This window comes from Streptomyces capitiformicae (assembly GCF_002214185.1).
Classification (GTDB): Bacteria; Actinomycetota; Actinomycetes; order Streptomycetales; family Streptomycetaceae; genus Streptomyces; species Streptomyces capitiformicae.
Genome location: NZ_CP022161.1, coordinates 3486264 through 3511097 on the forward strand (window position 1 = coordinate 3486264; position 24834 = coordinate 3511097).

A 24834-nucleotide genomic window follows, 5' to 3' on the forward strand; every position below is an offset into this window, starting at 1 on the left:
GCAGCGCTTCAGGGGGACAGCGCTCGTGAATCAGTAGGGGACGATTCCAGGTGGACGCACGCGCGCGAGCACAGGAGCTCTACCGTCTCGCTCTCGACAACGCGTCCTGGTGCCCGGAGACCCTCACCGAGAGCCGCGGCTGGAGCGGGACGGAGCTCGCCGAGGCGCTCCGGCTGCTCGGCCGGCTCGGCCTGTTCGTGCCGTCCTCGGACAACCGCAACGGCTGGACGGCGCTTGCCCCGGACACCGCGCTGCGCAATCTGCTCCTCGACGAGGAGCAGCACACGAACGCCCTGCTGACCGCCGTCCGGCAGACACGCTCCGCGCTCGCCCAGGTCGTCGCGGACTTCCAGCCGGTGCACGCCCGTGAGCTGTCCTCCGTGCAGATGGACGTGGTGACCGGTGTGGCCAATGTGTCGGCCGCCCTGGAGGACGCCTCGCAGCGGGCGGAGGAGGAGGTGCTCTCGCTGCACCCCGGACGTGCGCTGCCCGCCGAGATGGTCGAGGCGGGGCTCGAACGCGACCGGCTCGTGCTGGGCCGCGGCATACGCATGCGTACGATCCATCTGGGCTCGGCGGCCGCTGTTCCGCACATGACGGCCTATCTGCGGCGGCTGAACGGCGCGGGCGCCCAGGTCCGCACCGCGCACACCCTGCCGCTGCGGCTGATCGTGGTGGACCGCTCGCTGGCGATCGTGCCGGCGTCCCAGACCGCGGACGGGGAGATCGCCGCCATCGTGCTGCGCAGCGAGACGCTGGTCGGGGTGTTCCGGGGGATCTTCGAGCACTGCTGGGCCAGTGCCGCCGTGCTGACCGAGTCCGCGACCGAGAGCCCCGAGGGTGACTGGCACCCGACCGGCCGCCACCGTGAGCTGGTGCGGATGCTCGGGGGCGGACTCACCGACGAGGCGATGGCCCGCAAGCTCGGGGTCTCCGAGCGTACGGTCCGTCGCCTGGTCTCCGAGCTGACCGAACGGCTAGGCGCGGCCAGCCGCTTCCAGGCCGGGGTCTGCGCCGTCCGGCTCGGCTGGCTCGACGACTGACGTCTGCCGCGGGGCGGCCGCGCTGCGGCCCCACGCCGTGCCCGCGAGCACGAGGAGGGTGCCCAGCAGCCCCAGCCATCCCGGCCGGTCCCCCGCGAGTGCGATCCCGACGACGGCGGCCCACACCGGCTCGGTGCCGAGCAGCAGGCTGACCCGGGAGGGCGACGTCCGGCGTACGGCCCACATCTGCACGAAGAACGCGAACAGGGTGCAGAACGCCGACAGGTAGAGCAGTCCGAGCCAGTCCCCGGCGTCGAAGTCCGCCGCGGCCGTCCACGGGGTGCTGCCGGTGCCGGGTGCCGTGGACAGCAGCGCGAACACCACGACAGCGCTGCCCAGTTGGACCGTGGTCATCGACAGCGCGTCCGCGCCCTGTACCGACCGCATGCGCGACATCGCCAGGACGTGCACCGTACGGGCCACAGCCGCGCCCAGCATCAGCAGATCGCCGAGGGACGGTGCGCTGAACCCGGCGCCCTGGGTGAGGAGCAGGACACCCAGCACCGAGAGCCCCGCGGCCGCGACGAACGACCGGGAGGGCCGGGTGCCGGTGAGCCGGCTCTCCGCGAGCGGCGTGAAGATCATGGTGAGGCTGATGATGAGCCCGGCGTTGGTCGCCGAGGTGTGCACGACGCCGTACGTCTCCAGGAGGAAGATGCCGGCCAGGATCAGCCCGAGGACGCCGGCGCCCCGTATCTGTGCCCCCTCGAGCGCCCGCAGCTTGCGCCACCCGGTGACGACCAGGACCGGCAGCACCACGGCGAACCGCAGGACGAGCACGGCCAGGACGGTTCGCGTCGTGGTGACGTCCTTGGCGGCGAAATAACTGGAGCCCCACACCACCGCGACCAGCAGGACGGGCAGATCGGTCAGCCAGGCGCGGCGGGCCGCATTGACGGTCATGGGGGACTCCTAGGGCGGCGGACGGTGCGGTGTGGGGGTGGTGCGGCGGCTCAGCGCGCGGTGTAGGCGATCACCAGGACGTCGCGGTGGGCGGCGAGTTCGGGGTCCACCGGCTGCACCGGGGTCACCGAGTGCAGCGTGCGGCGGTCGTCGCCCAGCAGCAGGTCACCGGGCTCGGACAGGGTAACCGTGAGCAGGTGTTCGCCCTCGTCGGTGTAGACGCCGCTCTCACCGCCGGTGACATTGCTGCGGCCGATCAGCAGCGAGGTGATGAAGGTGACGCCGTCACGGTGCCGGCCCTCGGGTGCCGGCTGGCCCTGCTGGTCCGCGGAGGCGCTGATGCGGTACGGGTGCAGTTTCACGTTCCACGACGCCGTGCCGTCGACGGCGGTGAAGATCCGGCCGAGTTCGACGAGGACGGAACGCAGCAGCGGGTCACCGGCGAACGACTCGGTCAGCGGGTCGAATATCCGCTCGATGCCGCCGTTGAGCGGATTGATGTCCGACTCCTGACGATACGGCGCGTGCGGGAGCAGGGTGAGTTCGCCCGCGGCCGGGTCGAGCTCGAACTGGCCGTAGCGGCGGAAACGGTACGTGCCTCCGTCGGCCATGTACGTGTCGAGGGTGAGCTCGTCCCAGTGGGCGGCGAAGCGTGTCCAGTCGGCGGCGTCGACACCGGCGAGCGCGGAGAGCCGGGCGGAGGGCATCAGATGGCCGCCGGGTCCGGCGAGAGCGTGGACGGCGTCGACGGCGGCGGGGTGACGGGTGGCGGCAGTGGTCATGGCTTACTCCGTAGAGAGAAGACGAGAGAAGAGAAGACGAGAGAAGAGAAGAGGAGAGAAGAGAAGAGGAGAGAAGAGAAGACAAGAGGAGAGGCGAGAAGGGAGGAGAGAAGGAGACTCAGACGGTGGCGAGAACCGCCTCGGCCGCACGGGCGAACGGCGCCGACTCCGTGCTGATCGCCCGCTCCTCCCACGCCTCCCGGTCGCGCAGATAGAGCGGTGATCCGGCGGTGATGGAGCGCGTGTCGGCGCCGCCGGTGCGCAGCCGCCAGGTCACGGACCCGGTGGTGCGGGCGGCGCATGCGTCCACGAACACCTGGGTGGCGAGCCGCAGTTCGCCGAACCAGCGGCCTTCGAGGGCCTCCCGCGTCCAGACCTGCTCCAGATGCCGCTTCTCGCGGATGAGTTCGGCGTCCAGGCAGGCGCTCTCGATGTGCCGGTAGCTGCTGAGCAGGAGCCAGGCGGCGGGCATCTCCCGGATTTCAAGGACCTTCTCGCCGTGGTCGAGGTGCTCCAGTCCGGAGTAGCGGCCGAGTCCGTACGCGCCGACCCGACGGTTGAGCCGGTCGATCAGCCCGGTCAGCGGCAGCGGGTCTCCGTCGAGGGCGACGGGCAGCCCGTGTTCGAAGGTGACGGTCAGGGTGTCGGTGTCGCCGGGGAGGGCGATCGGCCGGCTCCAGGTATACATCTCCTCGGGGACCTCGTGGAGTTCGGGATCGTCGAGGATGCCCGACTCGAACTCGCGGCACCACAGGTTGGAGTCGCCGCTGACGATCCGCCCGGCGAGCAGATCGATGCCGGCGGCGCGCAGTTCGACGAGCTTGTCGTCGCGAGTGACGGGATCGAGGTCGTACGGGCTGCCGAACCTGCCCTCGTAACCGAGCAGCGCCAGCGCCCCGTTGAGGCGGCGCAGGGTGTTCTGGGAGCGGTTGGCGGTGTGCAGCACGGCCTGCGCGCCGAGCACACGCGCCAGTTCGACCGCACTGTGGGCGATCAGCGGACGGCTCAGCGTGGAGCTGACGGGGTGGATACCGAGGTAGACGGCCTGGGCAGCGATCGCGGGAGCCACGTACCGGTCGGCGAACTCGGCACGCCGATCGAGGATGTGGATCGTCGCGCCGAGCGCTTCGGCCACCTGGCGTTTGTAGGTACTGGACTCGTCCTCGCCGATGTCGACGCTCACGGCGTGCACCTCGCGGATGCCCATCCGCCGCAGCCGCAGCAGCAGATACGAACTGTCGAGTCCGCCGCTGAACAGGGTCACGACGGGGCGGTCCGGATCCAGGGAGTCGAGCTGCGAGAAGGAACGTATGAGCGGGGAACGCATGGCCTCTCCAACCTCTGCACTGGTCACAGGTGAGGAGACTTCCGTGCCGGGCAGCGCCCGACAATGGATTCCCGGCGTCCGCGCCCGGCCATGACCGGACCCGGAAACACCCCCCGGATGCCGGTCGGCGCAGGGGGACGCTTGGAGTCAGGGCTGAGGCGACGGCCAGGAGGGTGCCGTGTCAGGGTGTCGATCTTCTCGTCCTGTCCGGCTCACTCAGGCGGGCGATGACGCGGACACCTCGGGAGATCAGCACCCCGTCCGCTCACGCAAACGGCCCCGGACGAGGAGTCCGAGGCCGAGTAGAGCGCCTCCCTGGGAGAGAAACCCCAGGTCAGCGGCGTAATGCATTGTGCCCCCGGCAGGATTCGAACCTGCGACACCCGCTTTAGGAGAGCGGTGCTCTATCCCCTGAGCTACGAAGGCGGGGGCTTGTGGAAAACCTTGGAGAAAATCCAGGAAGTGGATCTTCGGCGAGGATCACAAGCCCGTTGGTCAGACGTGGTGCGACGCCGTCCGCAGTGTCACCTGAGCGGACAACGCGATGCACCAACGACCAACCAGGGACAGCGTAGCGGATGCGCGCCAGCGAGGGTCCTCTGTATAGGGGCAGGAGAGCGGGACGGCAGGCAAGGGTGCTTCTGACCTGCCGCTTCTGCGGCTTTGACGGGCCGTTCCATCCGGTGCCCCGTACGCGGAGAGGGGGCGCCGAACGGAACTACGCCGTTGGGGAGGCGGGCACCGCTCAGGAGGTGAGCAGCGAGAGGTTCACGGTGTTGGCGATGGCCTGCATGCCCGCGCTGTTGGGGTGCAGATGGTCGCCGCTGTCGTAGGCGGGGAGCAGCTGCGCCGGGTTGGCCGGGTCCCGGAGCGCGGCGTCGAAGTCGATCACCGCGTCGAAGGCGCCGCTGGTGCGGATCCAGTTGTTGACCTGGGCGCGGATGGCGGCCTTGGCGGCGGTCTGCGTGGAGTTCGGCAGGATCGTGCCGCCGATGATCCGGACGGCACCGACCGAGAGGGCGGTCGTGCTGCGCAGGTTGGACAGCCGGATGCGCAGCCCCGCGCCGGAGGTGTTGTTGTGGACGACCATCCGGATGGTCTGCTCGTTGAAGGTCTGGCCGCCGCTGACCATGGCCGGGCTCCAGGTCGCCGAGCGCGGGCGCTCGGTCAGGCTCCCCTGCTGATTGGTCTGGCCGTTGCAGGTCCACTGGACGACCGCGGTGTCCTCCGCGGTGGAGCCGCCGGAGACGTCCAGGCACAGGCCGCTGCGGGCGGAGACGATCGCCGAACCGCTGACAGCCCAGTTCTGGTTGGTGGCGCCGGTGCAGGGCCACTGGATGATCTTGGCCCCCGCTGTCACGGAGCCGCTCGCCACGTCCATGCACTTGCCGCTGTTGATGTTGACCAGCGAGAAGGTGCCGTCGCCGTGGGCGACGGCCTCCCACAGCTGGCGGGGGCCGCCGGAGGCGGTCTTCTGCACGACCGCCGCTCCGTTGGCCAGGGAGTCCGACAGCACGGCGGCGTTCTTGCCGCTGTGGGCCGCCGTCAGGGTGTAGACGTGGCCGCCCTGCGGCGCGCCCGCCGCCGAGGCTTCTCCCGCCGGGATGAGCGCGAGTCCGGCGGCGGCCAGGCAGGTGGCGGATGCCGTGGCCGTGAGTCTGGCGGCGAGTCTTCGGGAGGTGTGAATGGGTGGCCCTTCTTTCCGGGTGGGGACGTGCGGTTCTTGCGCGTGGGGACGTGCGTGTCTTTCGCGTGGGGACGTGCGTGTCTTCTTCGTGGAGATGTGCGGGGCGAGGGGGCTGGGGCGCTGTACATGCCTGCGTGCGGCCGCCGTGCTCGGAGGAGTGATGGATTCAGGCACGTGTTCTGCGGGCGCGGGGTGCGCATGCGCCTCGCGCCCGCAGGGGACCACCAGCGCTGCTCCTCGCAACAGGCCGAGGAGGAGCGGGCCGGAGGGCAGGATCAGGAGGGGATGATCTGCCACTGCTGCCGTGTCAGTGACGCGTACGGCTGCTGCTCGATGTTGGCTCCGTCGGCGGTGCTGCCCTCGTCGACGGCGAGGCAGAGCCCGCTGTAGCGGTTGATCAGGAAGTAGTGTCCGTCGCCGGTGGGTGTGACGGCCCAGTGCTGCTGGGGGACGTTGGAGTCCGACCAGATGGCGACGTTGCCGCCGTCGGCGCGGGAGAGGCCGGCGACCTCCATGAGCTTGCCGCTGCCCACACCCTTGATCTCGTAGTAGCCGTCGCCGGTGGAGGCGAAGGTCCACTTCTGGTTGGTCTTGTTCAGCCAGGGCCACTGGAGGATGTTGGTGCTGTTGGCGGTTCCGTTCCCGCTCACGTCGGCGACCTTGCTGCTGTTGCGGTTGACGAGGCGGTAGACGGTGCCGTCGCCGGGCAGCGTGGTGGACACCAGTGCCGGCTTGACCGACCGGCCGCCGATCCGCACGCCGCCGATGTTGGCGTAGCCGCCGGTGGCCGCGTTGACCTGGATCCGTACGAAGCCCACGTTCCGGTTGGGCCACTCCACCAGCTTGTACTTGCCGTTGCCGGCCCAGGTGCCGGTGGCGACCTGGGCGAAGGTGACCCCGTCGGTGCTGGTGAGGATGGTGTACGAGGTGATGTCGCCGTCGGCGGAGTTGCTGCGGTTCCACTGCTTGGGCAGGTATTCCAGGGTGGAGACGTTGCTCCACACCCCGCCCAGGTCGATGGTGATCGACTGCGGCAGCGACAGGCCCCAGGTCGACCAGCAGGTTTCGTAGCGGACGTCGCTGAGTCCGTCGATGGCGTTGAGCGGGCCCTCGCCGGTGCGGAAGGCGGTGGCGTACGCGTTGACCGGTGTGACGGGGTGTTCGGCGCGCAGTGGCTGGGTGGGCAGCGGCGGCCGGGAGGTGTTGGGGCTCCATGCCGCGCCGACCTCGGCCAGCCGGTTGACGACGTTGGTGTCCAGCAGGCCGTTGCGGTTGGGCGGGCAGTTGAGGATGAACGAGGTGTACCTCGGTTCCAGGTCGGCCAGGTGAGAGAGGATCGCGTCCTTGCTCATGAGGCCCTCGGTCGGGGTGGAGGGGTGCCAGAACCAGCCGTTGCTGATGGTCTGTCCCTGCATTCCGGCGTAGGTGTTGCCCGCGGGCGCCGTGACGCCCAGCGGCTCCTCGAAGAAGATCGCGTCGCTGAGGAAGGGCTCCGACAGTCCGCCGATGTCGATCATCACGCAGTCGGGCTGAAGCTCCTTCACCAGTGAACGGATCCTCTGGTAGGAGACTGCCTGCTGCCCCATCTGCCATGCGTAACCATCAGTCATGAACATGTCGATGGTGCCGTAGTTGGTCAGCAGCTCGCGGATCTGGCCGAGCATGAAGGTCATGTCGCCGGGCTGGATGGCATCGGTTGTCTCGAGCCCGGTCACCCTGTGCCGGCTCTCCCATGCCTCGACGCCGAAGGTGCGGTCCCAGATCGAGTAGTAGAACCCGACCTTCAGCCCCCTCGCGCGGAAGGCGTCGCAGTACGCCTTCACCACGTCCTGCTTGTAAGAGCTGTTCGCGACGTTCTGGGTGCCGTAGGCGCTCGGCCACAGGGCGAAGCCGTCGTGGTGCTTGGTGGTCAGGATGCCGTAACTCATTTTCGCGGCGGCCGCCGCGGCGGCCCACTGCCCGCAGTTGACACTCGGTGGAGCGAAGAGGGTGGGGCTCTGATTGGGTTCCGCCCACTCCTGGTTCGTGAACGTGCCCAGGCTGAAGTGGTTGAACATGCCGAACCGCATGTCGACCATCCTGCTCAGGTTGGTCTGCGTGTCCGCGGCGGACGCCTGCGGCAGAAGGCCGGAGAAGCCGGGGACGATCGGCAGGGCGGTCGCGGCGGTCGCCGCCCCCGCCGCACCGAGAAACGTACGGCGAGTCATTCTTGATGAGGACACGGCCCACTCCTGTGGATCGATGGCATGGGTGGCGGTGACGACGTGCTGGCACGTACGACGCGGTCGGTCTCGAACGGCGCGATGTGCGGGCCGGCCCGCCAGGTGAACTGAACTCCCTGAGTGAGGCGCCCGGCACAAGCGTTAGGGCGTGCTGGGCGACAGGCCTTCCGTTCGACACAGGGCCCCGGACGCACCGGCGAAGCCCGCCGTGGGTGACCGCCATGCCGACGAGCGGCCCCTTCGGCGGGTGATCGGCTCTGACAAGGTCGTCTCCTGGCAGTTCGCAGGACAGCACGCGCGGCCGTGACAGGCCTTGAACACAGCGTGTGTTCAGTGGAGCAACATCGGACGTATTAACGGGCATCAGTCGGCGGTCTGTCTACGGTCTCGACGGAAATTGCCAGACCAGCCCCGAGAGCAAGCTGACAAACGCGTTCGATTGCCGGACTGAGTGACTCGATTCATAGGATGTGTTGGCAATCGCGGCAGGAGCGGTCGTACCAGAGGGCTGCGGCCACCATGGTCAGCGCGCCGACGAGGAGCGTCAGCATGCCGAGGGTGAGCGGGCCGGACACAGAGGCGGCCAGGCGGCTCCCCAGGGTCAGGGCGAGCAGGAGGGGGACGCCGACAGCGGCCAGGATGAGAGTCAAGAGGCGGCAGCGGAGGAGCCCCGATGTTCTGCGCAGATGGTTCACGGTGACGGCCGATTTCGACGGCCTGGAACCGGGCGGACGGTCTTGATCGTGCACGGTGGTGGTCGGCTCTCTGCATGGGGGGCGGAGCTAGTGCCCCGGCAGGCGACGTTTGCCCGTCAAGGAGCGGCGTCCGGTGCGTGCTCTCGGTGTGCCGGCCGGAAGTCCCCGTAGATGGACTGGATGTACTTGGGCTTTCGGCCGGTGCGGCGATGGGGGCCCCTCCCGCTCATGGGGGCCCCTCCCGCTCATGGGGGCCCCTCCCGCTCATGGGGGCCCCTCCCGCTCGAGCGAAGCCGAGAGTGGGGGAGAAGCCGAGAGTGGGGGAGAAGCCGAGAGTGGGGGAGAAGCCGAGAGTGGGGGAGAAGCCGAGAGTGGGGGAGAAGCCGAGAGTGGGGGAGCGTGCCGGGCGTTGCGACGGGGCGAACGTTGCCTGTCGGGGCACTAGTTGAGCCTCTGAGCACGCCGTTCGGCACCGAGGCGGGCGTAGTGGTCGACCAGGTCGGGGTCGTCCACGGTGGCCAGGTTGACGACCTGCTCGACCGGAGCGCCCTGGAGCAGGCGTTTGACCGGGACCTCCAGCTTCTTGCCGGTGCGGGTGTGCGGGATGCCCGGCACCTCGAGGATCTCGTCGGGGACGTGGCGGGGTGAGGCGCCGGTGCGAATGACCTCGCGGATGCGGTCGCGCAGGGCGTCGTCCAGTTCGACGCCGGCCGTGAGGACCACGAACAGGGGCATCCAGTAGCCGCCGTCCGGCTCCTCCGCGCCGATGACCAGGGCTTCGGTGATCTCGGGAAGGCGTTCGACGACATCGTGGATGTCGGCGCTGCCCAGCCGTACGCCGTTGCGGTTGAGCGTGGAGTCGGAGCGGCCGTGGACGATCACCGAGCCGTGGGAGGTGAGGGTGATCCAGTCGCCGTGCCGCCACACACCGGGATAACCGGAGAAGTAGGCGTCGTGGTAGCGGGTGCCGTCGGTGTCGTTCCAGAAGTACAGCGGCATGGACGGCATCGGGCGGGTGACGACCAGTTCGCCCACCTGGTCGGTGACCGGGTGGCCCTCCTCGTCGTACGCGGCCAGTGCGACACCCAGGTAGGGCGCGGAGAGCTCGCCCGCCCACACGGGCACGACGGGTGCTCCGCCGGCGAAGCCGGACACGACGTCCGTGCCGCCGCTGATGGAGGCGAGCTGGACGCCGTCGCCGACGTGGTCGCGGACCCACGGGTAGGCGGAGGCCGGCAGGGCGGATCCGGTGCAGCCCACGGCGCGGATCGCCGACAGGTCGTGGACGGACGGGTCGATGCCGAACTTGGCCATGCCCAGCAGGTACTGAGGGCTGGTGCCGAAGAGGGTGACGCGGTGGCGGGCCGCCAGCTCCCAGAGGATGTCCGGCTCGGTGAGCACGGCCGGGCTGCCGTCGTACGTGCAGGTCGTGGCGCCCGTCAGCAGGGTGGAGACGACGAGGTTCCACATCATCCAGTGGGTGGTGGTGTACCAGAGGAGACGGTCGCCAGGGCCGAGGTCGGACTGGAGGGCCAGGGTCTTGAGGTGCTCCAACAGGACACCGCCGTGGCCGTGGACGATGCCCTTGGGCAGGCCGGTCGTGCCGGAGGAGAAGACGACCCAGAGGGGGTGGTCGAACGGCACGGGCGTGCACGTGAGTTCCTCGGTGCGCGTCGCCGTCTCCTCCCAGGGGAGGACCAGCGACGGGTAGTTGGCCGAGAGCCCGGAGAGGCCCACGTGGTGGACCAGCACGGTGGCCTTCAACGTCGGCAAGGCTCGGGCCAGTTCGAGAGTGGCCTCCCGACGGTCGTGCGTGGCGCCGTTGAACAGGTAGCCGTCGGCGGCGATCAGCACGGTGGGTTCGAGCTGGGCAAAACGGTCGGCGGCGGCCTTGGGGGCGTAGTCCTGTCCGCACACCGACCACACGGCGCCCAGGCTCGCCGCGGCCAGGAACGCGACGATCGCGTGCGGGGTGTTGGGCAGGTAGCCGACGACGCGGTCGCCCTGCCCCACGCCCAGCTCGCGCAGGGTCGCGGCGACCGAGGCGACCTGGGCGCGCAGGCGGCCTCCGGTCACCTCGTACCCGGAGCCGGTCTCGTCGAGGGCAACGATCGCCGGGTCGTCGTCCGTGAGATTGCGCAGGGCGTGGTGGGCGTAGTTGAGGGTGGCGCCGGTGAACCAGCGGGCGCCGGGCATGGTCTCTTCGACCAGGACCCGCTCGTACGGCGTTTCCGCGTCGATGTCGAAGTACTCCCACACCGCGCCCCAGAAGCCTTCCAGGTCGGTGACCGACCAGCGGTGCAGGGCGGAGTAGTCGGAGAGGTCGGCTTCGACGCCCCAGTGCCGGGCGGCCCAGCGGCCGAAGTCGGCGGTCCGGCTGCGTGCGGCGGCTTCCGGGTCCGGGGTCCAGAAGGGATGGGCGTACGGCGTGGTCATCGCGCGGAACTCCTCGACAGGGGTGCGGATACGGGCTGTTCGACGGGCCCGCGGGTGGTGCACAGCAGGGGCGCCCAGGCGGCGGTGCCGGTGAAGTGGCCGCCGCCTGTCGGAACGACGTCCATCACGACGCGATCGGGGCGCAGCAGGACGGCGTCGGCACGGCCTGCGCGCAGCCAGGCGGCGAGGGTGCCGTCGTCGCCGGTCTCGTGTACGTCGACGACCCGGGCGCCGAGTCCGTCGGTGAGCGCGCGCAGTGAGGGCGGCAGCGGCACCGCGGTCAGCACGGCGAAGGAGTCCCCGAGGACGTCGTCGAGACGGACATGTTGTCCGTCCTCGGTCGTCACCCGGGGCTGCGGGCAGAAAGTGCCGCCGAGCCGGCTGCGGCGTACGAGCGAACCGACGCGCAGCGGGCGGCTGAGGTCCCGGCTCGCCCTATCCGTCACTCCGGGGATGCGGCAGGCCGCGGCGACGGCGGTGCGGCGCAGGGCGGCCGCACGGTCCTGGCCGCCGGTCATGGCCCAGCCGGTGGCGACCGCGAGGCGGATCACATGGCGGGCGTGCGGTCTGCGTTCCCGCTCGTAGGTGTCCAGCAGCCGTTCGTCGGCACCCTGCTGAAGGACGCGGGCGAGCTTCCAGGTCAGGTTGTAGGCGTCGCGCAGCCCCGAGCACAGGCCCTGTCCGACGAACGGCGGGGTGAGATGGGCGGCGTCGCCGAGGAGGAAGACGCGGCCGAGGCGCCAGCGGTCGGCGATGCGGGCCTGGAAGGTGTACTGGGCCTGCCGGATGACGTGGAAGTCGTCGGCAGGGGAGAGGCGGGAGATGTCCACCCAGGGGGCAACCAGCTCGCGCAGTCGCTCCCGCCCGTCGGGGCCGTCGAGGCCCTCCCCCGCACGGAGCCGGAACTCCCAGCGGTAACGGTCCTCGCCGATCCGCATGAACGTCGCCGGGTGGTGCGGGTCGCAGACCTGGTCGACGCCTTCCCAGCAGCGGACGGCGGCTTTCGTCGTCACGTCGATGACGGTCCAGTCTTCCTCGAAGTGCAGGTCCTCCCACCCCGCGCCGATGGCGTCGCGGGTGAGGCTGCCCGCGCCGTCGCAGCCGAGGACGGCCTCCGCGAGCAGCAGGTGCTCGCCCGCGTCATCGCGGTAGGTGACGCGGACCGGTCCGTCGGCAGGCTGCTCGACCGCTGTCACCTCGACCCCGCCCCGCAGCTCGCACTCCGGGCGACGGGCGAGTGCCTCGCGCAGCAGCCGCTCCAGTTCGGGCTGGTCGAACATACTGGTCTGCGGGAAGCCGTGGTGGCCGTGCGGGGACCGCCGGAACTCGGCGATCACTCGGTGCCGGGCGTCCAGCAGCCGCAGTCCGCGCGCGGGACGGGCGATGGCGGCGAACTCGTCGGCGATTCCGGCGGCCTGGAGGATCCTGCGTACCTCGTCGTCGGTGGCGACGGCACGGGGCAGGGGGTAGACGTCCCGGTGGCGTTCGAGGACGACGGTACGCACCCCGCGCCGGGCGAGCAGCAGGGCGGCGGTCACGCCCACCGGTCCGGCGCCGACGATCACCACGGGTACGTCTGCCGAGTTGTGCTCTACGGTCATGTGCGGCTCACTTCTGCTCTCCGTGCGTGTCGGCCACGGGCGTGCGCTGCTCGCCCAGGTCGATCCGGCCGTCCGGCGTGGCGATGGAGGCGGTGACGACATCGCCGTGCCGCAGGTAGTGGGGGTTCCTGGCCTGGGACTTGAAGAACGCCTTCCACTTCACGGCGGGCGGCAGCAGGGCGCCGATCTTCTCGACCGGCTTCGGCGGGGCCTTGAGGGCCGTGCCGCCGGGGGTGCCGGTGAGCAGCAGGTCGCCGGGGTCGAGGGTCTGGAAGCGGGCCAGCAGGGTCAGGGCCTGCGCCGGGCGGACGATCATGTCGGCGAGGGTGCGGTCCTGGCGCAGGTCGCCGTTGACGGACAGCTTCAGCCGCAGGTCGAGGAGGTGGGTGAAGTCCTCCGGCTCCAGCAGGGCCAGGTAGGGGCCGGTGGGCGTGAAGGTCGGATAGGACTTGCTCTCGTAGAACTGCGTCTTGGTCAGCTGGACCTCACGGGCGCTGACGTCGTTGGTCATCACGAGCCCGGCGACATAGGACGGCAGGTCCCCTTCGTCGACGACGGTGCCGACGGGCAGCGGCGCCCCCATGACCAGGCCGAGTTCGATCTCGTAGTCGAGGAACTTCACATGGGAGGGGCGGACGATGGCCTCCCCCGGGCCGCTGACCGAGCCGGACGCCTTGCGGAAGAAGGCGGGCGGGATGTCGCCGGTGAAGCCCGAATCACGGGCGTGGCTGCGGTAGTTGACCATCTGGGCCACCACCCGGCAGGGCGTGGTGACCGGCGAGAGCGCTGCCAGGTCGGAAACGGGCGTGCCCGCCTCGCCGGAAAGAGCCGCCTCGCGTACGGTGCCACGGTCGGCGATCAGCTCGGCGGTGGTGACGGCCTTGGTGTCGACGGGGACGGCACGCCGGCCGAGGGCGACCCACCAGCCGTCGGCAGTGCGCAGGACGTTGGTGCTCATGAGTTCATCGCTTTCATCAGGCCCAGCAGACGTTCGACGTCCAGTTCGTTGTCGCCGCGGAGGGCGTGCAGCACCTCGCGGACCTTGGCGGGCGACGGGCTCGCGCCCAGGAAGTCCCGGGTGGCCGGAGGGCCCCACTGGGCCAGACCACTCGCCGACATCGGCGCCCAGCCGGGTTCGACGTCGCAGGAGAACAGGTCGCCGTCGGCGAAGTGCTCCAGCATGAAGTGGTCGGGGTCGCGCCAGTAGTCGAAGAGCTGGCTGCCCTGGATGTGCCGGCCGATGCCCCAGCTGCGCTTGTAGCCACGCTCGGCCAGGTACTCGCCGCCGGCCGCGATGGAGTCGAGGTCGGTGACCTGGTAGGCGGAGTGGACGTACCCCGTCCCCGGTCCCAAGTGCATCGCGAGCGTGTGGTGGTCGGCGGGCACGCTGCCCAGATCGCAGCGGATGAACGCCATCGTCGGACCGCGCCCGCGCTGCCCGTCCAGGAACAGGAAGTCCGACACGATCATCCCGAGCGTGTCCAGATACCAGTCCAGGGCACGGGCGAACACCCGTGTCTCCAGCACCACATGACCCAGCCGCTGGATCCGGGACGGCTCGCGCGGCGGGCGCTGCGTGGCGTTGATACGACGGTGATCCGTGCCGAAGTTGAGGAGCAGCGGCCGCTGTTCCGGCAGTTCGGGGAGCTGTTCGGCGCAGTGCACGACCCGCACCGGGAAGCCGGACGGGTCGAGCAGGTCGACCACCTTGCCGCCGCCGGGCACGTCCGCGTCCCGTACGGCCGCCCCGGTCGCCCGCGCCAGCCGGTCCAGGTCGGCCCGCTCGGCCGCCCGGAACGCCGGGCCGATGAAACGGGACGTACGACCACGCCGGATCACCATGCAGGGCGAACCGGCGAAGGTACCTCGCAGCCACAGCTCACTCTCCGTGCGGGCGGCGACACCGAAGCCGAAGTCGCGGGCGAAGACTTCCGCCCGGTCCAGGTCGGGCTTCTCGAACTCCAGCCAGGCCAGGTCCGCCACCTTGATCACGGGGTTCCGGGAGCGACCGGGATGTTCGCCGCGCAGGGCGCCCTGCGCGCTGTGGAGATCCTGGTGGGGCGTCGCGACGGCCGCTTGGGCCACGCGTGTTTCAGACATGGTGCCCTCCGAGCAACATCACCATAATGAGGAAATCATCATCATTGACAGGATCCTCGTCAATAGGCTGGCTATCACGAGATGAGGATTTCATCAGAACTGTGGCAGTGGTGGACTCCGCAGCTACACTCGGCCCATGCCCACGTCAGCCCCGCCCAGCAACCGGTTCGAGCGGCGCCGCGCCGAGACCCGCAGGGCACTCGTCCGCGCCGCCCGGCAGATACTTGCCGAGACCGGGGACACCGGCGCCAGCATCCAGGCGATCGCCGAGCGCGCGGACGTCGGCTTCGGCTCCTTCTACAACCACTTCGAGTCCAAGACGGAGCTGTTCGAGGCGGCGGTGACGGACGCCCTGGAGGAGTTCGGCCAGACCTTCGACGAGCGGCTGACCGGGATCGACGACCCCGCGGAGCTCGTCGCGGCCGGCTTCCGGCTCAGCGCCCGGATGGCCGACTCTCACCCGGAGCTCATGCAGGTCCTGCGCCGCCGAGGCCTCGGCCACCTCCACTCGGACAACGGACTGGCCCGCCGGGCTCTGCGCGATCTACAGGTCGGCATCGCCTCCGGCCGCTTCACGTCCGTCGAGCCGGTCGTGGCCCTGTCCGCGCTGGGCGGGACCCTGCTGTCCCTCGCGGAGCTGTGTTTCGCCCGCCCCGACCTGGACGGCGACGAGGCCGCGGTGAACCTCGCCGAGATGGTCCTTCGCATGCTGGGCGTTCCATCGGACGACGCCCACGAGGTCGCCCGGCGCCCGTTGCCCGACCTGGGCTGACGGCTCCGCACCGCAGGAAGGGCGCCTCCCGTTGCGCTCCGTACCCGGCTGAAGGACCTCACCCCCGCCGATGAGAAGGTACTGCGGCTGCTGGGCGCCTCTTTGGGGTCGCCGGCTTTCCGTGACCTCAAGTCGGGGCTCCGTCGGCATCGCCCGCCCTCCGGCCCGCATCCTGCTACTGCGTGTCGGCGCGTTGCCAGGCCGGAGTGCGGTCCTTGTCGACCAGGACCGCCCGTACGCCCTCCAGGAAGTCCGGGGAGCGGATGGTCGTGCGGGTGAGGAGGAGTTCGGCGGCGAGGCATTCGCGCAGGGTGCGGGTTCTGCCCGCTGTCAGCAGGGCGTGGGTGATTTCGAGGCTCTGTGGGGAGTGGGCGTCCAGAGTGGCCAGGGTCCTTGCCGCCCAGGGGGTGGCCAGGGCGTGGAGTTCCTGCCTGATGCCGTCGAGGGTGGGGGCGCCGAAGGCTCGGTCCAGGTCGGCTCGTACTGCTGCGAGTTTGCTACCGGCGACCGAGGGCGCGGGGATGCCACCCAGGCCTTCCCGGCCTTCCCGGCCTTCCCGGCCTTCCCGGCCTTCCCGGCCTTCCAGGTCCTTCAGGATGGTGTCGATCGGGGTGGCGGCGTTGTCGGCCAGGGCTTCCGTGACCTCGTCGATGCGGTTCGCGGGGACGAAGTGGGTGGCCAGGCCCGTGTACAGGGCGTCTGCCGCGTCCAGGCGGTGGCCCGTCAGGCCCAGGTACATGCCGATCGCGCCGGGGAGGCGGGGGAGGAAGTGGCTGGCGCCGATGTCGGGGAAGAAGCCGATGGCTGTTTCGGGCATGGCCAGGATCGTGTTCTCGGTTACGACGCGATAGTCGCCGTGGATGGAGAGGCCGAGGCCACCGCCCATGCAGATGCCGTCGATCAGGGACACGATCGGGACGGGGTGCTCGGCGATGCGGGCGTTGAGGCGGTACTCGGTGGCGAAGAAGTTCTCGCTCGCCTCCGTGTCACCGGCAAGGGCGTTCGCCCGGATCGCGCGCATGTCGCCGCCGGCGCAGAACGCCTTCGGGTTCGTGCTCGCCAGCACCACGGCCGTGAGTGGCGTGCTCTCCCAGGCCGCCAGGGCCTCGTCGATGGCGGCGACCATGGGGGTGGTCAGTGCGTTGAGGGCCCGGGGGCGGTTGAGCAGGATCCTGCCGACGCCCTGGTGGACGTCGGTGAGGACCTCGTCGGCCGTGGGGGGTTCGATGGCGGGGGTGGCAGCGGTCATGTGTCGCAATCAATCATGGGGCGCGGGGTTTTCTCGACTCGCCGAGTGTCCGGTACGAGGAGGCAGAGGCAGGTGCCGGGGGGTATTCGGGCAGTTCCAGCCGTTTAATTCCGCTTCTCCCGACCGTGTCGTGAGCCCTAGCATTACCGCCGTTGTGCCGGACCGTGTTCGAAATTTCGAACAAAAGTGAACGGACGTGATGGCATTGACTGCGGTGATCGAGGCGCGCGGGCTGTCCAAGGTGTTTCACACGACCGTGCGCCGGCCGGGGCTCGGCGGGGCGCTCAGGTCGCTCGTCAGTCCGGAGCGCGTGGCCAAGGCCGCGGTGCAGGACGTCAACTTCCGTGTGGGCAAGGGCGAGTTGCTCGCACTGCTCGGTCCGAACGGGGCCGGGAAGTCCACCACGATCAAGATGCTCACCGGGATCCTGACCCCCACCTCCGGCGAGGCCCTCGTCGCCGGAGTCGTCCCGCACCGGGACCGGGAGCGCAACGCCCACAACATCGGGGCCGTGTTCGGCCAGCGGACCCAGCTGTGGTGGGATCTGCCGGCCCGGGAGTCGTTCGCCATCCTGCGGGACATCTACGGGGTGCCCGAGGACCAGTACCGGGCCAGGATCGAGGAGTTCGACGGGCTGCTCGAACTGTCCGAGTTCTGGGACACCCGCGTCCGCCATCTGTCGCTCGGGCAGCGGGTCCGCTGTGATCTCGCCGCCTCGCTCCTGCATGATCCGCCCGTCGTCTTCCTGGACGAGCCCACCATCGGCATGGACGTGGTGGTCAAGGAGCAGGTACGGCGGTTCCTGCGGCACCAGGTCGAGGAACGGGACCGTACCGTCCTGCTGACCACGCACGACATGACCGAGGTCGCCCGGCTCGCCGAGCGGGTCGTCCTCATCAATCACGGTCGGATCGTGCTCGACGGACCGCTGGAGGAGATCCGACGGCGCTTCGGCGGCACCTGGCAGATCCGGGTGACCCTCGCCGACCCGATCGGCACCATCGACCCCGGCGGCGCGGAGTACGAGACTGACCCGGCTCAGTTCCCCGGGTTCGAGGGCATCGCCGTACTGCGGAGAGAGGGAGCCCGGCTGGTGTTCGGTCCGGACGGCCCGGACGCCCCCACCGTGCATGAGGCACTCAAAGCGATCATCGGGCGGTTCCAGGTCGCCGACCTGGCGCTGGAGGAGAACGACCTCGAGGACGTCATGCGCGCCGCCTACCTCGGCGCCGTACCGGCCCAGGCGACCGCCGACGAGTCCGACGACGAGTCCGCCGTCCCGACCGCCTCCCGCGGCGGCTGAGTCATGACAACCATGTCAACCATGTCAACGACCGCCGCGCTCGCCTCGCGCGCCCGGCGCATCGCCTCGATCACCCCCCGGGGCGAACTGCTCGCCCCGCCCCGTATGACCGCCACCGCCCTGCGCCTCCTCGTCCAGGTGTGCCTGGTCGTCCACCTCTGGCGAGGGCTGTACGCGCACACCGACTCCAGCGCCGGGCTCAACGAGACGCAGGCCGTCACCTACGCCGTACTCGCCGTGCTCGCGAACCGGATCCGCGGCCTGGACCGGAGCGCGGGACGCGACATGGTGATCCAGCATCTCCGCTTCGGCACGATCGTCTACTGGTACCTGCGGCCGATGAGCCCCCGGCGCTACTACGCCCTGCGCGCCCTCGGCGACCAGCTGTACGGCTTCGGCTGGGTGCTCGCCGGATACGTACTCTCGCTCGCCGTCGGAGTCGTGGTCCCGCCCTCCTCGTACGAGGTGGCCGCCGTCTTCGCGGTGAGCATGCTGCTCGGTCAACTGGTGCTCTACTACGTGATGATGCTGGTCGACCTGCTGTGCTTCTGGACGCTGCGCAACGAGGCGGCCCTCCTCATTCTCGTCTTCGCGCAGAACCTGCTCTCCGGTGTGTACGCGCCGCTCTGGTACTTCCCGGACTGGTTCATCACCCTGAGCGCGTTCCTGCCGTTCCAGGCGACCCTCGGCGTTCCGCTGTCCATCTACGTCGGACGGATCGGCGTCGACGACGCCTTCGCCCAGATGGCGGTCCAGGTCGTCTGGATCGTGCTGCTCGCCCTGCTCACCCGATGGCTCTGGGACCGGGCCGGCCGACGTGTCGTGGCCCAGGGGGGATGACCATGACCGCTTTCCTGAACTCGTGGCGGGTCGCCTGGCGGATCACCAGGCTCAACTTCAAGGCCCGGCTGGAGTATCGGGGCGAGTTCCTGATGGGGGTCGCCGTCGGGGCGATCTGGCAGGTCTCGATCATCGTCTTCGCCTCGGTGCTGCTGACCCGCTTCCCGGGGCTCGGCGGCTGGTCCAGCACCGATGTGCTGCTGATCGCCAGCATGCGCATGCTGGCCCACGGGCTGTACGTGCTCTTCCTCGGCCGGGTCCAGTACATGAACATCCTCGTCCAGGAGGGGATCGTCGACCCCTGTCTGATCCGGCCCATGCCGGTCTACCGGCAGATCCAGCTGACCTTCTTCCCGGTCAACGCCATCGGCGACCTGGTCGTCGCGGTCGGGCTGTTCGTCGCCGCCCTCCAGCGGAGCTCACTCGACTGGACGGCGGGGCGGATCGCGTACGTGGTGGCGGGGGTGATCGGCGGCATGCTGGTCGAGGCGGCGCTCTTCACCGCCCTGGCCGCCGCCGCGTTCCACTTCCCGGCCACCTCGTACTGGAGCCAGTGGCTGGAGGAGCTGATGGGGACCTTCGGCAGCTATCCCCTCAGCATCCTCCCGAAGGCCGTCTCCGCCGCGTTCACCTTCGTCGTTCCGCTTGCGTTCATCGCCTACTTCCCGGCCGGCGTACTGACCGGCCACGGCGGCGACATGGGCGTTCCGGAGGTGCTGGCCGTGGCCTCACCGTTCATCGGCCTCACGGCGTTCGTACTGTCGCGGCTGCTGTGGAACTGGAGCCTCGGCAAGTACACGGGGGTCAACGGATGAGCCGGTAGGGCGAGTTGGGGGTGCACTTACCTCAGTCGCGTCTCCAATCCGTCCAGCACCCGATCGAGGCCGTACCGGAACCCCTCCTCCCGGGCCGCCCGGGGGTCCGTCCCGCGCTGTTCGGCGTAGCCCTCGCGCAGCAGCGGGTAGTCCTGGGCGGCCTCCTCGGCGGCGGGCCACAGGCGCTCGACCGCGGTCTGCTCGTCCTGGCCGCTGCGGGCGAGGACGTTGAGCCAGGCGGCCTCGCTGGTGGCCATGCCGGTGACGTACGCGACGAGGGTGGACAGCGCCCGGTCGGCCTCGTCGGCCGGGAAACGGGCGGTGGTCAGCAGGTTCAGCATGGCCTCGGAGACGCGCATCCAGTTCGGGCCGAGGTAGGACATGCCCAACTCGCCGAGTACGGACGCCAGCCACGGGTGGCGCAGGATCGTCGCGCGCAGACTGTGGGCGCAATGGGCCGTGTCGGCACGCCAGTTCGCCGGGTCGGGGGAGGCGGGGACCTCGATCTCGCCGTAGATCTCGTCGACGGCCAGCTCGATCAGCTCGTCCTTGTTGGCGACATGGCGGTAGAGCGAGGTGGCGCCGGCGCCCAGCCGGCCGCCGAGCTTGCGCATGCTCAGCGCGTCGATGCCCTCCTCGTCGAGCAGCCGCAGCGCCTCGGCCACGATCTGCTCCCGGCTCAGCGCGGGCTGCTCCCGCCCGGCCCGGGGCCGGGTCCACACGGACGGGAACGCCTGCGGCTTCTCGGCTGGCATGGGGGTCCCTCTCCTTCACTTCCTTCACTGCGTACGGGTGACGCGTCCAGCGTACGGTGTGCGCACCACCCGGCGATACGCCGGCACCACCCGGCGATACGCCGTAGGAAAAGCAGGTCAGGCCCCTGCCACCCGCCTGAACCTCCCCGCCACCCGCAGCTCCGCCTCGATGCGCCCCACCGCCGCCCGCAGTTCGGGCAGTACCTCCGCCACGCAACTCTCGACGGACCGCCGGCTGCTGTGCATCGCGACGTTCACGGCGGCCACGACCCGCCCACCCCCGTCCCGGACCGGAACGGCGATCGAGCGCAGTCCCTCCTCCAACTCGCCGTCGACGAGGGCATAGCCGTCGGACCGCACCCGCTCCAGCAGAGCCAGCAGCTCCCCCCGGTCCGTGATCGTGTGCGGGGTCAGGGGAAGCAACTTCGGAAGGCGCGGTTCGGGGAGATCCGCCAGCATCACCCGGCCCAACGACGTCGCATACGCCGGAAGCCGTGTCCCCAGCGTGATGTTGACGCTCATGACCCGGCTGGTGGCGACCCGCGCCGTGTACTGCACCTCGTCCCCACCCCCGGTGAGGATCGCGAGCGACGCCGAGTCGTGGACGCGCTCGGAGAGTTCGGCCAGGTGCGGGGCGGCGATGCGGGGCAGCGGAAGCATGGACAGGGGAGGGAAGCCGAGGCCCAGCACCCGGGGCGTGAGCCGGAAGACGCGGTCGTACGCCATGACGTACCCGAGGTGTTCGAGGGTGATCAGCGCCCGCCGGGCCGTCGCCCGGGCGAGCCCTGTGGCCTGGGCGACATCCGTGAGCGTCAGTTCGGCGCGGCCCTCCCCGAAGGACGTGATGACGGTCAGCCCACGGGCGAGCGACTCGATGAACTCCCGGCCCAGTTCCTGCTTGGAGGCGCTGGTCCAGGCGGCGAGACCGGAGGAACGGGAAGATCCGGCGGAACCGGATGGGCCGGGGGAACCGGATGGGCCGGGGGAACCGGATGGGCCGGAGGAACCGGATGGGCCGGAGGCGACCCGCGGCTCCGGTTCCCGCTCCGGTTCCCGCTCCTGATCCCGCTCCCGCTCCTGATCCCGGTCCCGGTCCCGGTCCCGCTCCAACTCGGCCTCCATCGCCGCCACCGTCGCCCGCAGCCGCGGCAGCAGCGCCGAGCGCAGCGACTCGGCGGTGTGACGACTGGTGTGGCTGACGACGCTCGCCACACACGCCACCCGGCCGGTCCGTGGTTCCCGTACGGGTACGGACACCGCGACCAGCCCCGGCTCGATCAACTGATCGTCCAGCGCCCACCCCTGGGCGCCCGCCTCGGCCGTACGCGCCTCGAAGTCGTCGTACGCCCCGCCGCGCGGCGGCACCGCCGGAAAACCGCGCGCCTCGGGGTCGGCCTCTCGCCGGGCCCGCCACCGCGCCCAGTCGGCGGCGTCCCACTCGGTGGCGAACAGCGGCCCGGGCGCGGTGCGTTCGGCGGGCAGGAGGTCGCCGATACGGAAGCTGAGGGACATCGCCCGGCGCCGGGTGGCCTGGTGGATGAACCGGATCCCGTCCCGGTCGCCGACCGCCAGCGACACCGACTCGTCCAACTCGTCGGCGAGGGCGTCCGCGTACCCGTCGAGCAGGCGGGGGAGCCGGATCGAGGCCAGGTAGGCGTTGCCGAGCTCCATCAGACGGGGCGCGAGGACCGCGTCCCGGCCGTCCAGCCGTACGTATCCCATCCGGGCCAGCGTCGCCGTGATCCGGTCGACCGTGGACCGCGCGAGCCCGGTGGCCTTCTCCAGCCCGCTGAGGCTCAGGGCACCGTCCGCCTCGGTGAGCCGCCGCAGCACGGTGATCCCCCGCATGAGGGGGGCGACGGCCTCATCGGGCGCGGAGGCGGAGACCGCGGAGTCGGCGGCTCCGCTCGTGACGTTCGGGAGCATGGGGTCACCGTAAACCGCGTTCGCATGCCGTTACCCGGCCGAGCCCTCCTGTTGCCTGGTCACCCGTACCCGGTGGTTGCCCGCGGCGTCCGCCCCCGTCACCGTGATCTCGATGCCCGCCTGGATGTCCGTGAAGGTCTCGCCGGGGACGAAGGGGGCGTCGGAGAGTTCGGCGTGGACGTTCGGGCTGCGGGCGCAGCCTCCGCTGTCACGGAGGGAGTCGTACACCTTGATGGGCCCGTTGCCGGTGTCGATGTCCGCGTCGACCTTGTAGACGAGGACGCCGGGTCGGCACACGGCGACGTCGTTGCCCGCTCGGGTGCGCAGCTCGACCGCGTACGCCGAACGGGCATCGAGCGGGACGACGACGAGTTTCCCGCCGCCGGGTATGGCCAGCGGGGTCAGCGTGTACTCGGCGGTCCCGGGGGCCGACGCGCAACCGACCTGGGCCGCGTCGAGCCAGCCGAGCTTCCACTTGTGCCAGCCGAGCAGATCGTTGTCGACGCCCCAGTCCTCGCTCATGATGTCCCAGTGCCCGACCGCGCCGCCGCCCTCGTGGGTGTAGAGGTCGGGCAGTCCGAAGACATGGCCGTTCTCGTGGGGGAGGACGCGGTAGCCGGTCTCGGTGTACGACCCGGAACCGTCGTCCTGACGGCTGTAGACGAACGACGCGTTCGCGACCGGCTTCCCGTCCGCGACCGGCGCCTCCTTGTTCCCGGCGAAGGTCACCGAAAGGACCGTGTCGAGGGCGGACGGCCCCGCGTTCGGCGTGACGAGGACGTTGACCAGGTCGTACTCCCGGAAGTCGACGACCGGATCGGCGACCCGCACCAGATCCTGGACCAGCCGGCGATACCCCGGCTCGAAGGGGGCGCCGCGCTCTATCTCGTACGCGTGGAACGGCTTCGGCATCCGCAGCCACTCGGTGACCGGGGCCTCGGGGCGGTAGTCGATACGGCCGTACGAACTCGTCCTGAACCACTTCTGGGTCTGCGGGGCGAATTCCGCGAAACGGTCCATCGCGCTGCCCTCGCCGGGCACGTCCGAGAAGTCGATCATCAGGTTGAGGGCGCGGACCGTGCCGGTGGAACGGGAGTAGCCGGGCGGGGTCGGTATCCCCTCCGACATCTGCACGCCGACCCGGCCGCGGATCATGCAGGGGTCGAGCGCCGCACTGCGGGGCGCCAGCGGCGTGGCCCCGGCGGCCGTGGTCGCCTTGGCGGTGAGGTGCCCGGTTCCGGCGGAGGTGCTGACCGCGAGCGTGAGGGCGGTGACCGAGGCGAACGCGACGGCACGACGCGGGCGTATCCGACGCCGGGGTATCCCATGCCGTATCCCATGTCGGCGGAACGGCTGCTGCATGCACGAGCCCTTCGCTCCACGGCAGCCGCCGGGGGAAGAGGCTGCGCCCTTTCGATCACCCTGTGTCGAGGGGCGTGTGGGCGCGCGCTGGAAGGTCCGAACGTGGGTTTCATGTCCGTGCGCGGGCTTGTGACCCAGGTCACGGGGAATCTCTTCGGAGGCGGGAAATAACCGGGGATCGTTTCCCCGTTTAGTCAGATGTCGAAGCGAAACGGGGACTTAGTCCCCGGATGGCCGCCGGATCCCCGGATGCCGCCGGATCACCGGATGGCGACCGACCGGCTGAGACTGGCCGACTGACCGATCTGGAGGAGTACGCCGTGGAGACCGCCACCCCCGTGCAGCGCAAGGTGACCCGCCCGCGGGCCGACGCTCTGCGCAACCGGGAGCGGATCGTCACCGCCGCCCGGGAGATGTTCGTGGAGTACGGCCCCGAGGTGCCGCTCGACGAGATCGCCCGCCGGGCGGGCGTCGGCAACGCCACGGTGTACCGCAACTTCCCGGACCGCGACGCACTGGTCCGGGAGGTCGTCTGCTCGGTCATGGACCGTACGGCGCTGGCGGCGGAGGTCGCGCTCGAAGAGACGGGTGACGCGTTCGAGGCGCTGTCGCGATTCGTGCACACCTCCGCCGACGAGCGGATCAGCGCGCTCTGCCCGATGGTGCAGGGCACGTTCGACAAGAACCACCCGGACCTGGAGGCGTCGCGCGAACGGCTGGAGGAACTGGTCGGCGAGCTCATGGAGCGGGCCCGGCGGGCCGGGCAGCTCCGTGACGACGTGGGCGTCGGCGACGTGATGGTCGCCGTCAGCCAGCTCAGCCGCCCGCCGGCCGGCATCGCGTGCGCGGGCGTCGACCGCTTCCTCCACCGCCACCTCCAGCTCTTCCTCGACGGCCTGCGCGCCCCGGCGCACTCCGTACTGCCCGGCACCGCCGTGACCATGGAGGACCTGCGCCAGGCCTGACGACGCTCACCTGACCCGCCCACCCCCGCGGCCGTCGATGACGACGGGCCG

General features: G+C 70.3%; 20 protein-coding genes and 1 tRNA gene. 6 read left to right on the plus strand and 15 right to left on the minus strand.

The window, feature by feature from the left end; genetic code table 11:
• Positions 1 to 50: 50 nt before the first annotated feature.
• Entirely contained in the window at positions 51 to 1043 is a 993-nt protein-coding gene (locus CES90_RS15470; protein WP_189782889.1) for a helix-turn-helix transcriptional regulator, read from the plus strand.
• On the opposite strand, the gene CES90_RS15475 is transcribed toward CES90_RS15470, so the two are convergent.
• The 11 genes from CES90_RS15475 to CES90_RS15525 form a co-directional block, all read right to left on the minus strand.
• Positions 978 to 1946 carry a DMT family transporter gene (locus CES90_RS15475; protein ID WP_189782888.1) on the minus strand — a complete coding sequence of 323 codons (969 nt, stop codon included), beginning with the start codon at positions 1944 to 1946 and terminating at the stop codon, positions 978 to 980. The two genes, CES90_RS15470 and CES90_RS15475, sit on opposite strands and share 66 nt — an antisense overlap.
• Positions 1947 to 1996: 50 nt before the next feature.
• The gene (locus tag CES90_RS15480) at positions 1997 to 2728 is read right to left on the minus strand and encodes a 2OG-Fe dioxygenase family protein (RefSeq protein ID WP_189782887.1); all 732 of its coding nucleotides are present in this window, start codon (positions 2726 to 2728) and stop codon (positions 1997 to 1999) included.
• Between the two features lie 118 nt (positions 2729 to 2846).
• Positions 2847 to 4055 carry an argininosuccinate synthase-related protein gene (locus CES90_RS15485; protein WP_189782886.1) on the minus strand — a complete coding sequence of 403 codons (1209 nt, stop codon included), beginning with the start codon at positions 4053 to 4055 and terminating at the stop codon, positions 2847 to 2849.
• Between the two features lie 353 nt (positions 4056 to 4408).
• Positions 4409 to 4481 (minus strand) — tRNA-Arg (locus CES90_RS15490).
• Positions 4482 to 4800: 319 nt separating this feature from the next.
• Complete coding sequence (locus CES90_RS15495; protein WP_229913794.1) at positions 4801 to 6039, minus strand: RICIN domain-containing protein; 1239 nt, start codon at positions 6037 to 6039, stop codon at positions 4801 to 4803.
• Positions 6018 to 7949 carry an alpha-L-fucosidase gene (locus CES90_RS15500; RefSeq protein ID WP_189782924.1) on the minus strand — a complete coding sequence of 644 codons (1932 nt, stop codon included), beginning with the start codon at positions 7947 to 7949 and terminating at the stop codon, positions 6018 to 6020. The genes CES90_RS15495 and CES90_RS15500 overlap by 22 nt, the downstream gene beginning before the upstream one ends.
• Positions 7950 to 8425: 476 nt before the next feature.
• Complete coding sequence (locus CES90_RS15505) at positions 8426 to 8614, minus strand: hypothetical protein (protein ID WP_189782885.1); 189 nt, start codon at positions 8612 to 8614, stop codon at positions 8426 to 8428.
• A 486-nt stretch (positions 8615 to 9100) separates the two neighbouring features.
• Positions 9101 to 11095: an acetoacetate--CoA ligase gene (locus CES90_RS15510; protein WP_189782884.1), complete on the minus strand. Its 1995-nt coding sequence runs from the start codon at positions 11093 to 11095 to the stop codon at positions 9101 to 9103.
• A complete protein-coding gene (mhpA, locus tag CES90_RS15515) occupies positions 11092 to 12696 on the minus strand; it encodes a bifunctional 3-(3-hydroxy-phenyl)propionate/3-hydroxycinnamic acid hydroxylase MhpA (RefSeq protein WP_189782883.1) in 1605 nt (534 codons plus the stop codon). Before mhpA ends, CES90_RS15510 begins: the two co-directional genes overlap by 4 nt.
• Before the next feature lie 7 nt (positions 12697 to 12703).
• Positions 12704 to 13654 carry a fumarylacetoacetate hydrolase family protein gene (locus CES90_RS15520; protein WP_189782882.1) on the minus strand — a complete coding sequence of 317 codons (951 nt, stop codon included), beginning with the start codon at positions 13652 to 13654 and terminating at the stop codon, positions 12704 to 12706.
• The gene (locus tag CES90_RS15525; RefSeq protein ID WP_189782881.1) at positions 13651 to 14796 is read right to left on the minus strand and encodes a VOC family protein; all 1146 of its coding nucleotides are present in this window, start codon (positions 14794 to 14796) and stop codon (positions 13651 to 13653) included. Before CES90_RS15525 ends, CES90_RS15520 begins: the two co-directional genes overlap by 4 nt.
• A gap of 136 nt (positions 14797 to 14932) precedes the next feature.
• Between CES90_RS15525 and CES90_RS15530 the strand changes: the two genes are divergently transcribed.
• On the plus strand, positions 14933 to 15568 hold the full coding sequence (locus CES90_RS15530; protein ID WP_189782880.1) for a TetR/AcrR family transcriptional regulator: 636 nt from the start codon (positions 14933 to 14935) through the stop codon (positions 15566 to 15568).
• Positions 15569 to 15743: 175 nt separating this feature from the next.
• Here the strand turns inward: CES90_RS15530 and CES90_RS15535 are convergent, their stop codons facing one another.
• Positions 15744 to 16817, minus strand: coding sequence for an enoyl-CoA hydratase/isomerase family protein (locus CES90_RS15535; protein ID WP_189782879.1), 1074 nt, complete (start codon positions 16815 to 16817; stop codon positions 15744 to 15746).
• Positions 16818 to 17016: 199 nt separating this feature from the next.
• On the opposite strand from CES90_RS15535, the gene CES90_RS15540 reads away from it, so the two are divergent.
• The 3 genes from CES90_RS15540 to CES90_RS15550 are packed head-to-tail and all read left to right on the plus strand — an operon-like array spanning position 17017 to position 19775.
• Positions 17017 to 18120 carry an ABC transporter ATP-binding protein gene (locus CES90_RS15540; RefSeq protein WP_189782923.1) on the plus strand — a complete coding sequence of 368 codons (1104 nt, stop codon included), beginning with the start codon at positions 17017 to 17019 and terminating at the stop codon, positions 18118 to 18120.
• Positions 18121 to 18141: 21 nt separating this feature from the next.
• Positions 18142 to 18960 carry an ABC transporter permease gene (locus tag CES90_RS15545; RefSeq protein ID WP_189782878.1) on the plus strand — a complete coding sequence of 273 codons (819 nt, stop codon included), beginning with the start codon at positions 18142 to 18144 and terminating at the stop codon, positions 18958 to 18960.
• 2 nt (positions 18961 to 18962) lie between these two features.
• Positions 18963 to 19775, plus strand: coding sequence for an ABC transporter permease (locus CES90_RS15550; protein WP_189782877.1), 813 nt, complete (start codon positions 18963 to 18965; stop codon positions 19773 to 19775).
• Between the two features lie 26 nt (positions 19776 to 19801).
• On the opposite strand, the gene CES90_RS15555 is transcribed toward CES90_RS15550, so the two are convergent.
• The 3 genes from CES90_RS15555 to CES90_RS15565 all read right to left on the minus strand — a co-directional run bounded on the left by CES90_RS15555 (position 19802) and on the right by CES90_RS15565 (position 23818).
• Positions 19802 to 20530, minus strand: a complete 729-nt coding sequence (locus tag CES90_RS15555) for a TetR/AcrR family transcriptional regulator (RefSeq protein ID WP_189782876.1) — start codon at positions 20528 to 20530, stop codon at positions 19802 to 19804.
• A 117-nt stretch (positions 20531 to 20647) separates the two neighbouring features.
• Positions 20648 to 22456 (minus strand): IclR family transcriptional regulator domain-containing protein, encoded by a 1809-nt coding sequence (locus CES90_RS15560; RefSeq protein WP_189782875.1) that lies wholly within the window; start codon positions 22454 to 22456, stop codon positions 20648 to 20650.
• A gap of 30 nt (positions 22457 to 22486) precedes the next feature.
• Positions 22487 to 23818, minus strand: a complete 1332-nt coding sequence (locus tag CES90_RS15565; RefSeq protein ID WP_189782874.1) for a M6 family metalloprotease domain-containing protein — start codon at positions 23816 to 23818, stop codon at positions 22487 to 22489.
• A gap of 320 nt (positions 23819 to 24138) precedes the next feature.
• On the opposite strand from CES90_RS15565, the gene CES90_RS15570 reads away from it, so the two are divergent.
• Positions 24139 to 24783: a TetR/AcrR family transcriptional regulator gene (locus tag CES90_RS15570; RefSeq protein ID WP_189782873.1), complete on the plus strand. Its 645-nt coding sequence runs from the start codon at positions 24139 to 24141 to the stop codon at positions 24781 to 24783.
• Positions 24784 to 24834 lie beyond the last annotated feature (51 nt).

Excerpts from the sequence above, each read along its gene's own strand:
- CES90_RS15475 (WP_189782888.1), bottom strand. The coding sequence starts at position 1,946 with ATGACCGTCAATGCGGCCCGCCGCGCCTGGCTGACCGATCTGCCCGTC.
- CES90_RS15480 (WP_189782887.1), bottom strand. The coding sequence starts at position 2,728 with ATGACCACTGCCGCCACCCGTCACCCCGCCGCCGTCGACGCCGTCCAC.
- CES90_RS15485 (WP_189782886.1), bottom strand. The coding sequence starts at position 4,055 with ATGCGTTCCCCGCTCATACGTTCCTTCTCGCAGCTCGACTCCCTGGAT.
- CES90_RS15500 (WP_189782924.1), bottom strand. The coding sequence starts at position 7,949 with ATGACTCGCCGTACGTTTCTCGGTGCGGCGGGGGCGGCGACCGCCGCG.
- CES90_RS15510 (WP_189782884.1), bottom strand. The coding sequence starts at position 11,095 with ATGACCACGCCGTACGCCCATCCCTTCTGGACCCCGGACCCGGAAGCC.
- mhpA (WP_189782883.1), bottom strand. The coding sequence starts at position 12,696 with ATGACCGTAGAGCACAACTCGGCAGACGTACCCGTGGTGATCGTCGGC.
- CES90_RS15520 (WP_189782882.1), bottom strand. The coding sequence starts at position 13,654 with ATGAGCACCAACGTCCTGCGCACTGCCGACGGCTGGTGGGTCGCCCTC.
- CES90_RS15525 (WP_189782881.1), bottom strand. The coding sequence starts at position 14,796 with ATGTCTGAAACACGCGTGGCCCAAGCGGCCGTCGCGACGCCCCACCAG.
- CES90_RS15530 (WP_189782880.1), top strand. The coding sequence starts at position 14,933 with ATGCCCACGTCAGCCCCGCCCAGCAACCGGTTCGAGCGGCGCCGCGCC.
- CES90_RS15535 (WP_189782879.1), bottom strand. The coding sequence starts at position 16,817 with ATGACCGCTGCCACCCCCGCCATCGAACCCCCCACGGCCGACGAGGTC.
- CES90_RS15540 (WP_189782923.1), top strand. The coding sequence starts at position 17,017 with ATGGCATTGACTGCGGTGATCGAGGCGCGCGGGCTGTCCAAGGTGTTT.
- CES90_RS15545 (WP_189782878.1), top strand. The coding sequence starts at position 18,142 with ATGTCAACGACCGCCGCGCTCGCCTCGCGCGCCCGGCGCATCGCCTCG.
- CES90_RS15550 (WP_189782877.1), top strand. The coding sequence starts at position 18,963 with ATGACCGCTTTCCTGAACTCGTGGCGGGTCGCCTGGCGGATCACCAGG.
- CES90_RS15555 (WP_189782876.1), bottom strand. The coding sequence starts at position 20,530 with ATGCCAGCCGAGAAGCCGCAGGCGTTCCCGTCCGTGTGGACCCGGCCC.
- CES90_RS15560 (WP_189782875.1), bottom strand. The coding sequence starts at position 22,456 with ATGCTCCCGAACGTCACGAGCGGAGCCGCCGACTCCGCGGTCTCCGCC.
- CES90_RS15565 (WP_189782874.1), bottom strand. The coding sequence starts at position 23,818 with ATGCAGCAGCCGTTCCGCCGACATGGGATACGGCATGGGATACCCCGG.